This is a genomic window from Thermomonas carbonis, assembly GCF_014396975.1.
GTDB classification, from domain to species: domain Bacteria; phylum Pseudomonadota; class Gammaproteobacteria; order Xanthomonadales; family Xanthomonadaceae; genus Thermomonas; species Thermomonas carbonis.
In genome coordinates, this window is sequence record NZ_CP060719.1 from 840,001 (window position 1) to 853,703 (window position 13,703).

The window sequence follows — 13,703 nt, forward strand, 5'->3', positions numbered from 1 at the left end:
GCGCTTGAGGATTTCGTCGCTGCAGCGGGCGATCAGGTCGAGGGCATGCTGGTGGTCGGACACAGGAAGGCTCGCTGGCGGTCGTTTCGTGACCGCGTTCGGGGAATGAGGTTAAGGTAACGTTAAACCGAATGGTCGAAAAACATTCGGAGATTCAACGAGTTGACGCATGTTGTTCGCATGATTATGGTACCGCGTCGACGCATTCGTCACACGCGGGGAGAGCCATATGACGGATTCGCACCACGACGCAGTGCGTCGCGAGAATCTGCAGCGGGCGCAAGCCAACGGCGCACAAAGTGCCTCGCCACTCGCACTCGCGCATCCTTTCAATGGCCGCTGGACCCGCCGCCACTGGGCGCATGCCAGCCTCTTCGCGACCATCGGTGCCTTGCTGGCAGCGATCGTGCCGGGCTTCTCCACCGCACTGGAAGCCGCGCCGAATACCCAGCGCACCACCCTGTCGCTGGCCTTGCCGCAGCTGCGCCTCGCCCGCGCCGACAAGGATCACTGGCAATCCGTCAGCCTGAAACCCGGGCAGACCCTGAGCGGTGTGTTCGATGAGCTGGGCATTCCCTACAGCCAGCTCGAAAAAGTCATGCAGCATCCGAAGATCAAGCCCGCGCTGCGCAAGCTGCGCCCGGGCACCGAGCTGAGCTTCAACCTGCCCAGCGATGGCAGCGTGCGGGCGATGCGCATCGAGGCGGCACCGGGCATCGGCGACGAGCCGGTGGAGCTGGAATTCGACGGCGACGCCCTGCGCGAGCGCGCCATTCCACAGGAAGTCACTACCCGCACGGTGGTGTTGAGCGGCGAAGTCGGCAAGTCGTTGTTCGCCTCCGCACGCAAGCTCGGCCTGGGCAGCTCGCAGCTGAACCAGCTGACCGACGAGATGTTCAAGTACGACATCGACTTCGACTCCGACCTGGACGAAGACGATCGCTTCAGCGTGGTGGTGGATCAGACCTGGAAGAACGGCCAGTTGGCGAGCACCGGCCCGGTGCTGGCGGCCACGTTCACCATGGATGGCAAGCTCAAGAGCGCATTCCGCCACCTGCGCAATGGCAAGCCGGAATACTTCACCCCGGACGGGCGCTCGCTGAAGCGCGCTTTCATCCGCATGCCGATCCCGTACGCGCGCCTGAGCTCCGGCTTCGGCGGTCGCAAACACCCGGTACTTGGGCGCTTCCGCATGCACAAGGGCGTGGACTACGCGGCCGGCACCGGCACCCCGATCCAGGCCGCCGGCGACGCGCGCGTGGAACTGGTGGGCTGGAAGGGCGGCTACGGCCGCACGGTGATCCTCAATCACGGTGGTGGCCGCACTACCCTGTACGGGCACATGTCGCGCTTCGCCGGGATCAAGCCGGGCCAGCGCGTGTCGCAGGGCACGGTGATCGGCTACGTCGGCAGCACCGGTCTGGCCACCGGTCCGCACCTGCACTACGAATTCCGCGTCAACGGCGTGCACATGAATCCGTTGAAGATGACCCTGCCGCCACCGCAACCGCTCAGCGGTGCTGCCCTGATCGCATTCAAGAGCGAGACTAGCCGCGCCTTGGACAAGATCCGCGAGGTCGAGGACGTGGTCTTCCAGCTCGACGATGGCAGCCGCGTCGCCAGCACCCGGAAGCCCACAGGCATTCGTAAGAAAGGTTGATCGGCTGCGCGGTGCGGCGATACTGCAGCACATGCCCAACCTGCAACCAGCGCGACTCTTCCTTGGCTTGATCTCCGGCACCAGCGCCGACGGCATCGATGCCGCGCTGGTGCGTTTCGCCGACGACACCCCGCATGCGCGGCCCGAGCTGGTGTTCGGCCGCACCTATGCCTGGGATCCCGCGCTGCGGGCGAGGCTGGTGGCGCTGGGCCAGCAATCCGCGCAACTCACCCTGGACGAGGTCGGCGAGCTCGACGTGCGCATCGGTCGCGCATTCGCGAATGCGGCGAAGGCGGCGATCGCCGACAGCGGCATCGACCGTGGCGAACTGGCGGCGATCGGCTCGCATGGTCAGACCCTGCGCCATCGCGCGCATGGCGACGTGCCCTACACCCTGCAGCTTGGCGACCCGTCCAGCATCGCCGAACGCTGCAAGGTGACCGTGGTGGCCGACTTCCGTCGTCGCGACGTGGCCGCTGGCGGGCATGGCGCGCCGCTGGTGCCGGCCTTCCACGCGGCGACCTTGCACGATGCCGGCGAGGATCGCGCCGTGCTCAACCTGGGCGGCATCGCCAATTTCACCCTGTTACCCGCGCAAGGTGCAGTGCGTGGCTTCGACACCGGCCCGGCGAACGGCCTGATGGATGCGTGGTGCCTGCACTACACCGGCCACGGCTTCGATGCAGGCGGCACGTTCGCCGCTTCAGGACAGGTCGACGCCGCGTTGCTGGCCGGGCTGCTGGACGAACCGTGGTTCGCGTTGCAGCCACCGAAATCGACCGGCCGCGACCAGTTCCACCTCGACTGGGTCGCCTCGAAGCTGACGGGCGATGAATCCGCGGCGGATGTACAGGCGACGCTACTGGCGTTGACCGTCCGCACCGTCGCTGATGCCTTGCGTGCCAGCCAACCCGGCACGCGACGACTGATCGCCTGCGGTGGCGGCGTGCACAACCGGGTGCTGATGGCGGCGCTGGCCGACGCGATGCCTGACCTCCGCGTTGAATCCAGCGCCGCGCACGGGTTGGATCCGGACAGCGTGGAAGCGATGGCCTTTGCCTGGCTGGCAAGGGAAACCCTGGCGAACCGGCCAGGCAACCTGCCGGCAGTGACCGGGGCTGCCGGGCCGCGCGTGCTGGGCGGAATCTACCCGCCCTGACTCAGTCGCGCCGGACGACGCGGCCGATCATGCCAAAGGCCGAGTCCGGCACTTTCTCGATCTGGGTGATCGCTTCCGACAGCGCGACCTGCTCGCGGGTGTTGAGCAAATGCTTGCGCACCCGATCCTCGATCGCATCCACACCGATCGCCAGCGCTTCGGCGGCCACGGTATCGAGGGAAAGACCCTGCAACTCGGCGAGACGACGCAGCCGTTCGTCGAGCTTGGGGCGGAGGTTGTGCACGGTGAGATCGGTCATGACAGGGAAATCCTTGCTTGCGCGGGGGAACGCACCGCTTTTCTAACCCGTGGGGCCGCGCCCGGCAAGCGGGGTGTCGTTGGGTGCGCGGATCCGTCGCGCCAGCAACAGGCATAACAGCAGCGCCGGAATGCCGGTCAATGCCGTGCCCAGGAAGAACAGCGCATAGCCGCCAATCTCACCGTGGCTGGCCTGCAAATATTCAACCGCGACGCCCGAAAAGCCCTTCAACACCTTGCCGAGCAGCGCGTAGAACGAGCTCAGCAGGGCATACTGGGTGGCGGTGTAGCCGATGCTGGTCAGGCTGGACATGTAGGCGACCAGGGCGGTGCCGGCGAAACCGGTGGAAAATCCGTCGATGAACATCGCCGCGGCGAACACGGTCGGGTCGCCATTCGCGTAGGCCACCCAGGTGAACGCCGCATTCGAGCCCGGCCCGAGGATCGCACCGGCCAACAGGGTCGGCACGAAGCCGAAGCGCACCGCACTGATCCCGGCCGCAGCGATGCCGAGCACCGAGGCGACCAACCCGATCGAGGCACGCACCTCGCCGACGAATTCCTTGCCGATCCCGATGTCCGCGTAGAACGGGTTGTTCATCGGACCCATCACGAAATCCGGCAGCCGGTACAGACTGATCGCCGCCAGCATCAGCAGCGCCCATTTGCCGTGGGTGCGGACGAACGCCAGCAGTGGACCCACCATCGCGTCGAAGAACCGCAGCAACGGCATGACCAGCGGACGCGACCAGGTTGCCTCCAGAATCGGTGCCGAAGTACCGCGGGGCCTGCGGATCAGCAGCCAGACCGCAAGCGGCACGCCGGCCAGGAATGCAAGGTCGTCTACAGTCCAGCCCATGTCCCAGACGGCATGCGCCATGACCAGCCAGGCCAGCCCATACAAGCCGATCGCTAGCGCGGCGAGCCAGCGCACGACCATCGCGTCGGACACGCCCGATTGCTTGTTGACGTTGATGACCGGCTCGGGCAAGCGGACCGTGTTCGGTTCCTTGGCCAGGAACAGCGCGGCCAGAACACCCACGCCCATCAGCGCCGCCATTACCCAGTACGACGGCGCCCAACCGATATAGGTGGCCAGAATGAGGATCAACGCATCCGTCACCAGCAGCGCGCCGCGATAACCGATCTGGGTACCCGAGGTCAGCAGGCTCTGTTCTTCGGTGTTGTCGGCGATCTCGATGCGCCAGGCATCGATCACGATGTCCTGCGTCGCCGAGGCGAACGCGGCCATCAGCGCCAGCGCCCCGAACACCATCAGGCCGCCCTCCGGTTGCACGATGGCCATGCCGGCCAGGCCGGCCGCGACGATGAACTGCGACAGCAACATCCAGCCGCGGCGACGACCGAGCCTGCCCAGCACCGGCACATCGGTCTTGTCGATGATCGGTGCCCACAGGAACTTCAGCGTGTAGGCCAGCCCGACCCACGACAGGAAGCCGATCGCGGAGAGCTCGCTGCCGCCCTCGCGCATCCAGTAGCCCATGGTGTTGCCGACCAGGTACAGCGGCAGCCCGGACGAGAAGCCGAGCAGCAACATCGCCAGCACCTTGGGCCGGCGCAGTGCGCGAAGGACGTCGCCGGCGGTGGTCTTGCGCGGCGTGGCGCTGGCGGTCACCCGGCGTACTCCACCAGGCAGGGCGCGTGGTCGGAGAACCTCGGTTCAGGGAAGATCTCGGCGGCGATCACCTTGGCCGCGATCCCGGGCGTGGCGATCTGGTAGTCGATCCGCCAGCCGACGTTGTTGGCGCGCGCCGCGCCACGCTGCGACCACCACGAATACTCGACGGCGTCCGGCTTGGCGACGCGGAAGGCGTCCTTCCAGCCGTGTTCGGGGCGGGCAATCAGGCCGTCATGGCAATCGTCGGCGATCAGCCCACTGAGCCACGCGCGTTCATGCGGCAGGCAGCCGGAATTCTTCTGGTTGCCGGTCCAGTTCTTGATGTCATTGCGCGCGCGGACGATGTTCCAGTCCCCGCACAGCACGTAATCGCGGCCGCTGGCGAGCCACTGATCCATGATCGGCTTCAGCCAGGCCATGACCTCTTCCTTGAAGCCCTGACGCAACTCGCCGGAACTGCCCGACGGGATATAGAACGAGACCACGCTGAGGTTGTCGAAGCGCGCCTCGATGTAGCGGCCTTCGTCATCGAACGGCGCCCAGCCCAGTGATGTGCGCACCTCGTCCGGTTCGCGCCGGCTGTAGATGGCCACGCCGCTGTAGCCCTTCTTGGTCGATGCGTCCTTGAACCACGCCTTGTAGCCGGCCGGCCGGAACACGGCATCGGACAGCTGGTGCTCCTGCGCCTTGGTTTCCTGCAGGCAGAGCACATCGATGTCCTGCGCGACGAACCAGTCGAAGAAGCCCTTGCTGGCCGCCGAGCGCAGGCCGTTGGCATTGAAACTGAGGATGCGCATGCGGCGGTCCGGCGTGAGCGATGGCCGAGGGTAGCCGATGCGCCGTGCCGCGCAAGCCCCCGCGACGGCACGCCGCACGCATGGGAGAATCGGTGCATGGATCCTGCACAGAACGACCACCGCACCCGCTTCCTGCACCTCGCGTTGCGCGCCGACGCGCTGCGTTTCGGCGAGTTCACCCTGAAGTCGGGGCGCACCAGTCCGTATTTCTTCAATGCCGGGCGTTTCGATTCCGGCGCATCGCTTGCGGAACTGGCCGGCTGCTATGCCGATGCCGTGGACGATGCCGGGCTGGGCTTCGACCTGCTGTTCGGCCCCGCCTACAAGGGCATCCCGCTGGCCACCGCGCTGGCCTGCGAATACGCCCGCCGTGGCCGCGACCTGCCGCTGGCGTTCAACCGCAAGGAAGCCAAGGCGCATGGCGAGGGCGGCACCCTGATCGGCGCACCGCTGGCCGGCCGCAAGGTGCTGATCGTCGATGACGTGATCACCGCCGGTACCGCGATCCGCGAGGCGCTGGACACCATCGCGGTGGCGGGCGGGATCGCGGCCGGTATCGTCATCGCGCTGGATCGCCAGGAGCGCGTGCGTGAAGACGTGGCGCAATCCGCGGCGCAGGCGGTCGCGGTGGAGCACGGGATCCCGGTGGTCGCCGTGGCCGGCCTGGCCGACCTGCTTGAATTCGCCGGCGAAAGCGCCGACCTTGTACGCCAACGCGATGCCCTGCTCGCCTACCGCGCGCGCTACGGCATCGCATGACCCGCCACGCTTCAGGACTGCCACAGGGGGCTGTCATGACGCATTTCCGCCACATTGCGACCGCTGCGCTGACCATGACCGTGCTGGGCACGAGCATCGCATTCGCGCAGACCAAGCCATCCACAGAAAAGAAGATCTACTGCTGGAACGAAGGCGGCCGCAAGGTCTGCGGCGACGCGCTGCCGGCCTCTGCCGCCAACAGCGCGCGCACCGAAATCAGCACCCGCAGCGGCATGACCACTGGCCGCGTGGATCGCGCGCTGACCGGCAGCGAACGCAGCGCCGCGGATCAGGCCGCCGAACTGGCCCGCAAGCAAGCCGAGGCGCTGGCATTGCAGCAGCGCCGCGATCTGGCGATGGTCGAGTCGTACATGACCGAGGCCGACCTGCGCCGCGCCTATGGCGAACGCACTGCGCTACTCGATGAAACCCTCAAGGCCAGCAAGCTCGGCTTGTCCAACCTGCGTCTGAGCCTGTTGGCGCTGCTGCGCCAGGCCGGCGACCAGGAACTGGCCGGGCCGGTCACCAAAGGCCTGACGACTTCGATTCGCGAACAACACGGCGAACTGCTGCGTCAGCAGCAGATCCTGATTACCCAGCAGCAGGATCGCGGCATGCTCGAAGACGACCTGCAGGATTCGCTGCGCCGCTACCGCGAGTTGAAGCGCGACGAAGCCCCCGCGGCGACCGCACCCGCCGCGCCTGCAGCGGGCTGAGACCGCTGCTGCCGCTCAGAACGGCAGCTTGAGGTCCGGCTGCACCAGGTGCAGCTGCTCGCGGAAGACCTGCTGGATGCGCGCCATCGCCGCGTTGGTGTCCGCGTCGAAGCGCATGACCAGCACCGGCGTGGTGTTGGACGCACGCACCAAGCCCCAACCATCCGGCCAGTCCACGCGCAGGCCGTCCATGGTCGACAGCCGCGCACCCTCGAACTTCGCCACAAGCTTGAATCGGTCGACGAAGGCATGCGGGTCGCCGCCGTCCGGGGCATCGATCTTGATCTCCGGGGTGGAAATACCATCGGGCAACGTGGCGAAGAGTTCTTCCGGCGTCATCCCGCTGCCGTCCAGGATTTCCAGCAGGCGCGCGGCAGCATAGATGCCGTCGTCGAAACCGAACCAGCGCTCCGCGAAGAAGAAGTGACCGCTCATCTCGCCGGCCAGTTCGGCCTCGGTTTCGCGCATCTTCGCCTTGATCAGCGAATGCCCGGTCTTCCACATCAGCGGGCTGCCGCCGTGGCGCAGGATATGCGTGGGCAGGCGGCCGGTGCACTTCACGTCGTACACGATCACCGCGCCCGGGTTGCGCTCCAGCACGTCGGCCGCGAACAGCATCAGCAGGCGATCTGGGAAGATGTACTTGCCGGACCTGGTGACCACGCCCAGGCGGTCGCCGTCGCCGTCGAAGGCGATGCCGAGGTCGGCGTCCAGGCGCTGGACCATCTGCACCAGCGCTTCCAGGTTGTGCAGCTCGCTGGGGTCCGGATGGTGGTTGGGGAAGGTGCCGTCGATGTCGCAGAACAGCGGGGTGACATCGGCACCGATCGCTTCCAGCACGCGCGGACCGAGCACCCCGGCCACGCCGTTGCCGGCATCGACCACCACCTTCAGACGCTGGCCGACCTGGATGTCGCCGGCGATCCGGTGCACGTAGTCCTCGCCGATGTCGCGCTCGCTGAGCGAACCCGGCACCTTGGTCTCCAGCAGGCGGTCCTCGGCGATGCGCGCGTGCAGGTCGAGGATGGCGTCGCCGGAGAGGGTCTCGCCGCCGACCACGATCTTGAAGCCGTTGTAGTCGGGCGGATTGTGGCTGCCGGTGATCGACACCCCGCAACCGGTGCGCAAGTGATAGCAGCCGAAGTACACCACCGGTGTCGGCACCATGCCCAGGTCGATGACGTTGCGGCCGGCCTTGCGCAGACCCGCGATCAGACCTTCGGCCAGTTCCGGGCCGGAAAGGCGACCATCGCGACCGATCACGATCTCATCCAGGCCTTGGTCGAACATCAGCGAACCAACCGCCTGGCCGATCAGCTCGGCCACGCTGGCATCCAGGGTTTTGCCCATCACGCCGCGGATGTCGTACGCGCGGAAGATGCTGCGGTCGATCGCCACCGGCACGGCATCGGCCTTGCTGTCTGCGGACACTTTCTCGCGCACTACCGGCTCGGGGGCGGGCTGGTCGCGCTGGATGTCGGCCAGCGTCGGTTCGGCATCCGCGGCGTCGCTGACGCGCAGGCCCAGCAGGCGCGGGCGCACGATCACCCACAACCATGCCGACAACAGCACCAGGATCGCGCCCAGCCCCACCGCCGGCATGCCACCCAGTTCGAACGGGGTAGCCGCGGCGGCGGGTGCCGATGCGGCAATGCGCAGGTCGCTGTCCGGCACCTTGGCGGCCAGTGCTTCAGCGGCATTACCCAGGCTCAGGTCGCCGCGCTCCAGCACGTTGCGACTGCCTTGGCGCAGGGCGAGATAGGTGTTGGACGGCACCGTGGGAGCCTTGACGCCGTTGGTCAGCTTCTCCAGCGGCAGTTCCACGTAGACGATCATCGGGCCGCGCCCGCCGGCCACCGGCGCTGCCAACGCCAGGCGCTGGACCCCGGCGGATTTCACCACCCGCGCCACCGGCTTGCCTTCGGCCAGAGCGGCTTCGCAGGTCGCCAGCGCGCCGAACCCGGTGCGCGGCAGGCCAGCGTACGCCTGGGTCAGATCGGCCGGCCACAGTTCGGCGCGTTGCAGTTCCGGCCAGCCCTGGCGCAGCAGGCGCAGAGCCGCGACACTGTCGCCGGTCGCCAGCGCGGCCTTGACCCCGTCGGCCGCCAGCCGCTGCACCAGCCGCCCGCGTTCGTCGTTGAGGGTGCGCCGCGCCGCCATCACCGCATCGTCGCGGGCCACCTGCAGACCTGCATGGCGGGCGTCGTCACGAATATGCAGGGCACCGCTGACCAGGCACCAGATGCCCAGCGCCGCCAGCAGGACGACCAGCAGCGGCAGCGTCTTCGCCGCCTGCGCCGGATCCAGCTTCAGCCTGCTCTTTTCTTCGCCGTCGTCCTTGCCACGACCGCCGATTCCGAACACACCCATCGTCATCCCCCGTCAACGCACGCCGGTGTGGCCGAATCCGCCCTGGCCGCGCGCGCTCTCCTCGAAAGTATCCACCACCTGCAGCGCCGCGCGCACGATCGGCAACAGGACCAGCTGGGCGATGCGATCGCCGGGGGAGATCGTGTACCCCGCATCGCCACGGTTCCAGGTGCTGATCATCAGCGGCCCCTGGTAGTCGGCATCGATCAACCCGGTGCCATTGCCCAGCACGATGCCATGTTTGTGGCCCAGCCCGGAGCGCGGCAGGATCACGGCGCACAGGCCCGGGTCGCCGATGTGGATGGCCAGTCCGGACGGAATCAGTGCCGTCTCGCCCGGCGCCAACAACAACGGCGCATCGATTGCCGCACGCAGATCCAGCCCCGCGCTGTGCTCGGTCGCGTAGGCCGGCAGCGGCCATTCGCCGCCGAAACGCGGGTCCAGCAACTTCACCTGCAGGGCCTGCGCCATCAGCCTGCGCTCCGTGCCGACAGGCGACCGGCCACGATGTCGAGCAGTTCACCGGCCAGCGCAGTCTTGGAAGCCGGGCCCAGCGCGCGTTCGCCGTCGCGGTCGATCACCAGCAGCGCGTTGTCGTCGCTCTCGAAGCCGCCGCCGGCCACGCCGACCCGGTTCGCGCAGATCAGGTCCACGCCCTTGCGTTCCAGCTTGCCGCGCGCATAGCCGGCGACGTTGTCGGTCTCGGCGGCGAAGCCGACCACCAGTCGCGGGCGCGCGGCGTGCGCGGCGACCTCGGCCAGGATGTCGCGGGTCTTCACCAGTTCCAGCAGCAGCGTGTCCTGGCCAGGCTGCTTCTTCAGCTTGTTCGCCGATGCCGCCCGCGGGGTGAAATCGGCTACCGCAGCCGCGCCGATGTAGACGTCGCAGGGCAGCGCGCCGATCACCGCGTCGTGCATCTGCGCGGCACTGCGCACATCGATGCGCATCACCGCGGCCGGCGTGGCCATGTGCACGGGGCCGGCCACCAACACGACCTCCGCACCAAGTTCGGCCGCCACCGCGGCAATCGCGAAGCCCATCTTGCCGCTGCTGCGATTGCCCAGGAATCGCACCGGATCGATGTCTTCATAGGTCGGGCCGGCGCTGACCAGCAAGCGCACACCCGCCAGCGACGCGCTCATCGCATGGCTCCGAGTGCCGCGACGATCGCCGCGGGTTCGGCCATCCGGCCCGGGCCGGATTCGCCTTCGGCCAACGGGCCGTCGTCCGGGCCGATCACCAACACGCCACGCGCATGCAGGGTGGCCACGTTCGCCTCGGTCGCGGGATGCCGCCACATCCGGTGGTTCATCGCCGGGGCTATCGCCAGTGGCGCTTCGGTGGCCAGGCACAGCGTGCTGACCAAATCGTCGGCCATGCCGTGGGCGAGCTTGGCGATGGTGTTGGCGGTGGCCGGTGCCACGATCACCTGCTGTGCCCAACCGGCCAGTTCCAGATGCCCCATCGCAGCCTCGGCGCTTTCGTCCCACAAGCTCGTGCGCACCGGCCGATGCGACAAGGCCTGGAAGGTCTGCGCGGTGACGAAGCGCTGTGCATTGTCGGTCATCGCCACCTGCACCTCGGCACCGGCATCGCGCAACCGGCGCAGCAGCTCGGCGGACTTGTAGGCGGCGATGCCACCGCAGACGCAGAGCAGCACGCGACGCGCAGCGTTTGTGGAAGGCGGAGCCTGCATCCGGCCGGTTTCCTGACCACGTGACGGGCAACCAGCTTACCCGATGGTCGATGCCGCACCGATGCCGCGTCGCCATGCCGCGCTGCACGCTGGCCGCATGCATATCCGTGACTGGCCCGAAGGCGAGCGCCCCCGCGAAAGACTGCTGGCCCACGGTGCCGGCAGCCTCTCCGACGCCGAATTGCTGGCGATCTTCCTCGGCTCCGGCACCGCCGGTCGCGATGCGGTGGCAGGCGCGCGCGACCTGCTCGCCGCGGAAGGCGGCCTGCGCCCGTTGCTCGACCGCGAGCCGAAGGCGCTGACCCGGCTGCGCGGGATCGGCCCGGCGCGTGCCTGTTCACTCGCCGCTGCGCTGGAACTGGGGCACCGACACCTCGCCGCGCAACTGGAGCGCGGCGAAATGCTGGGCGATCCGGGCGCAGCCGGTCGCTATTTCGCCCAGCGCCTGCGCGGGCTGGCCCACGAGGTCTTCGCCGCGCTGTTCCTCGACACCCGCCATCGCGCCCTCGGTTTCGAGGAGCTGTTCCGCGGCAGCATCGACGGCGCCGAAGTCCATCCGCGCGCGCTGGTCGAACGCGCGCTGGCACGCGGCGCGGCGGCGGTGATCATCGGCCACAACCATCCCAGCGGGAATCCTGAACCGAGTGCCGCAGATCGGGCGGTCACTGCGCGCATCAAGCAGGCGCTGGGGCTGGTCGACATCCGCCTGCTCGATCACTTCGTCATCGGCGACGGCCCACCGCTGTCGATGGCGGCGCGGGGGCTGGTGTGATACCGGCCACTGGCAGATCCGGGCGGCGGGTCGGGGCTGTCGCAACCAAGCGAGTATCGGGGAGCGACTTTCGATAGCCCCGCCGCCCGGATTCCGTGCAGCCAAGGGTTCATGGAGCGCTCGCGTACAATGCGCAGCCATTGAAACGGCTGCCTGATCCTTCGTGAAAACCCAGCTCCGCGCCCTCATCGAACAGGGCCTGACCGCCCTGCGTGCCGTCGGCACCCTGCCCGCCGACCTTGCCTCGCCCGAGTTCGTGATCGAGCGACCGAAGGAGCGTGCGCATGGCGATTTCTCGACCAATGCGGCGATGCTGCTGGCCCGTGAGCTTGGCAAGAGCGGGGCCAAGACCAATCCGCGTGCGCTGGCACAGCAGCTGGTCGATGTGCTGCCGGCCTCGGATGCGGTGGCGAAGATCGAGCTCGCCGGCCCGGGCTTCATCAATTTCCACCTGACGCCCGCCGCCTGGCAAGACCAGGTGCGCGAAATCCTCGTCACCGGCAGCGAATTCGGCCGCAACAGCAGCGGCGCAGGCAAGACCGTGGGCGTCGAGTACGTCTCGGCCAATCCGACCGGCCCGCTGCATGTCGGCCACGGTCGCGCCGGGGTGATCGGCGACTGCATCGCGCGGGTGATGGCCGCCAGCGGCTGGAACGTGAAGCGCGAGTTCTACTACAACGATGCCGGCGTGCAGATCGAGAACCTCGCGCGCTCGACGCAGGCGCGTGCGCAGGGCCTGAAGCCGGGCGACGAGGCCTGGCCTGCCGATGCCTACAACGGCGACTACATCGGCGATGTCGCTGACGCTTACCTCCGCGGCGACAGCGTCGAGGTCGACGGCCACATCGTCACCGGCAAGGACGACGCGAGCGACATCGACGCCATCCGCAAGTTCGCCGTCGCCTGGCTGCGCCGCGAGCAGAACGCCGACCTCGCCGCGTTCGGCGTGTCGTTCGACCGCTATTTCCTGGAATCGTCGCTGTACGCCGACGGCAAGGTCGAGGAGACCGTGCGCGAGCTGATCGCGCACGGCCACACCTACGAGGAAGGCGGCGCGCTGTGGCTGCGCACCACCGACTTCGGCGACGACAAGGACCGCGTGATGCGCAAGTCCGACGGCACCTACACGTACTTCGTGCCGGACGTGGCCTACCACCTCAGCAAGTGGCAGCGCGGCTACGCGCGCGCGGTCACCGAACTCGGTGCAGACCATCATGGCTCGCTCGCTCGCGTGAAGGCCGGCCTGCAGGCGCTGGATTGCGGCATCCCGGCGGGCTATCCGGACTACGTGCTGCACCAGATGGTCACGGTGATGCGCGGCGGCGAAGAAGTGAAGCTCTCCAAGCGCGCCGGCAGCTACCTGACCCTGCGCGACCTGATCGAGGAAACCAGCGCGGATGCCGTGCGCTGGTTCCTGGTCGCGCGCAAGCCGGATTCGCAGCTCACCTTCGACATCGACCTCGCGCGTTCGCAATCGAACGACAACCCGGTCTATTACGTGCAGTACGCGCATGCCCGCGTGTGCAGCCTGCTGCGCCAGGCCGGCGAGAAGGGCTACAACTACGATGCGGCGAACGGACACGCGTCGCTGCACCTGCTCGACGACGCGCCGGCGCAGGACCTGATGCGCGAACTGTCGCGCTTCCCGGAAGTGGTCGAGACCGCCGGCACCACGCTGGAGCCGCACCTCATCGCGCAATACCTGCGCGAACTGGCCAATGCCTTCCACGGCTGGTATCACGCCAGCCCGGTCTTGGTCGAAGGCGCTGCGCTGCGCGACGCGCGGCTGGCATTGGCCCTGGCGACACGGCAGGTGCTGGCCAACGGCCTGGATCTGCTCGGCGTCAGCGCCCCGGAGAAGATGTAAATGAGGATCG

At 67.8% G+C, this 13,703-nt stretch carries 12 protein-coding genes and 1 pseudogene (1 of these 13 running past the window's edge); 6 read left to right on the plus strand and 7 right to left on the minus strand.

All coding sequences use genetic code 11. From position 1 onward, the window contains the following. Positions 1-63, minus strand: partial view of a tyrosine--tRNA ligase gene (gene tyrS / locus H9L16_RS03945; RefSeq protein WP_187553276.1) — the start only. 1,149 nt of this gene lie to the left of the window's left edge; 63 of the gene's 1,212 nt are visible here — the first part of the coding sequence; its start codon is at positions 61-63; the stop codon falls past the left edge of the window. 166 nt (positions 64-229) lie between these two features. Here tyrS and H9L16_RS03950 point away from each other — a divergent pair, with 166 nt between their 5' ends. Together H9L16_RS03950 and H9L16_RS03955 are read left to right on the plus strand one after the other, a co-directional pair. Next, positions 230-1,660 carry a M23 family metallopeptidase gene (locus H9L16_RS03950; protein ID WP_187553277.1) on the plus strand — a complete coding sequence of 477 codons (1,431 nt, stop codon included), beginning with the start codon at positions 230-232 and terminating at the stop codon, positions 1,658-1,660. Between the two features lie 31 nt (positions 1,661-1,691). Further along, positions 1,692-2,819, plus strand: coding sequence for an anhydro-N-acetylmuramic acid kinase (locus H9L16_RS03955; RefSeq protein ID WP_187553278.1), 1,128 nt, complete (start codon positions 1,692-1,694; stop codon positions 2,817-2,819). A gap of 1 nt (position 2,820) precedes the next feature. Here the strand turns inward: H9L16_RS03955 and H9L16_RS03960 are convergent, their stop codons facing one another. Genes H9L16_RS03960 through H9L16_RS03970 form a run of 3 tightly spaced genes read right to left on the minus strand, consistent with a single transcriptional unit; the run spans position 2,821 to position 5,513 of the window. Next, a complete protein-coding gene (locus H9L16_RS03960; RefSeq protein WP_187553279.1) occupies positions 2,821-3,078 on the minus strand; it encodes a hypothetical protein in 258 nt (85 codons plus the stop codon). A gap of 42 nt (positions 3,079-3,120) precedes the next feature. Then, positions 3,121-4,713: an AmpG family muropeptide MFS transporter gene (locus tag H9L16_RS16105; RefSeq protein WP_229796536.1), complete on the minus strand. Its 1,593-nt coding sequence runs from the start codon at positions 4,711-4,713 to the stop codon at positions 3,121-3,123. Beyond that, positions 4,710-5,513 (minus strand): exodeoxyribonuclease III, encoded by an 804-nt coding sequence (locus H9L16_RS03970; protein ID WP_187553280.1) that lies wholly within the window; start codon positions 5,511-5,513, stop codon positions 4,710-4,712. Before H9L16_RS03970 ends, H9L16_RS16105 begins: the two co-directional genes overlap by 4 nt. Before the next feature lie 96 nt (positions 5,514-5,609). Between H9L16_RS03970 and pyrE the strand changes: the two genes are divergently transcribed. Further along, entirely contained in the window at positions 5,610-6,272 is a 663-nt protein-coding gene (gene pyrE / locus H9L16_RS03975) for an orotate phosphoribosyltransferase (RefSeq protein ID WP_187553281.1), read from the plus strand. Positions 6,273-6,307: 35 nt separating this feature from the next. After that, a complete protein-coding gene (locus H9L16_RS03980) occupies positions 6,308-6,988 on the plus strand; it encodes a hypothetical protein (protein ID WP_187553282.1) in 681 nt (226 codons plus the stop codon). A gap of 15 nt (positions 6,989-7,003) precedes the next feature. On the opposite strand, the gene H9L16_RS03985 is transcribed toward H9L16_RS03980, so the two are convergent. The 3 genes and pseudogenes from H9L16_RS03985 to coaBC all read right to left on the minus strand — a co-directional run bounded on the left by H9L16_RS03985 (position 7,004) and on the right by coaBC (position 11,054). Further along, the gene (locus H9L16_RS03985) at positions 7,004-9,358 is read right to left on the minus strand and encodes a phosphomannomutase/phosphoglucomutase (protein WP_187553283.1); all 2,355 of its coding nucleotides are present in this window, start codon (positions 9,356-9,358) and stop codon (positions 7,004-7,006) included. A gap of 12 nt (positions 9,359-9,370) precedes the next feature. After that, positions 9,371-9,829, minus strand: a complete 459-nt coding sequence (dut, locus tag H9L16_RS03990; protein ID WP_187553284.1) for a dUTP diphosphatase — start codon at positions 9,827-9,829, stop codon at positions 9,371-9,373. Continuing rightward, a pseudogene (coaBC, locus tag H9L16_RS03995) lies at positions 9,829-11,054 on the minus strand (bifunctional phosphopantothenoylcysteine decarboxylase/phosphopantothenate--cysteine ligase CoaBC). Before coaBC ends, dut begins: the two are co-directional and overlap by 1 nt. A 97-nt stretch (positions 11,055-11,151) precedes the next feature. Between coaBC and radC the strand changes: the two are divergent. Beyond that, entirely contained in the window at positions 11,152-11,826 is a 675-nt protein-coding gene (radC, locus tag H9L16_RS04000; RefSeq protein WP_187553285.1) for a RadC family protein, read from the plus strand. 163 nt (positions 11,827-11,989) lie between these two features. Next, positions 11,990-13,693, plus strand: coding sequence for an arginine--tRNA ligase (gene argS, locus H9L16_RS04005; protein ID WP_187553286.1), 1,704 nt, complete (start codon positions 11,990-11,992; stop codon positions 13,691-13,693). The last annotated feature ends 10 nt before the right edge of the window (positions 13,694-13,703 follow it).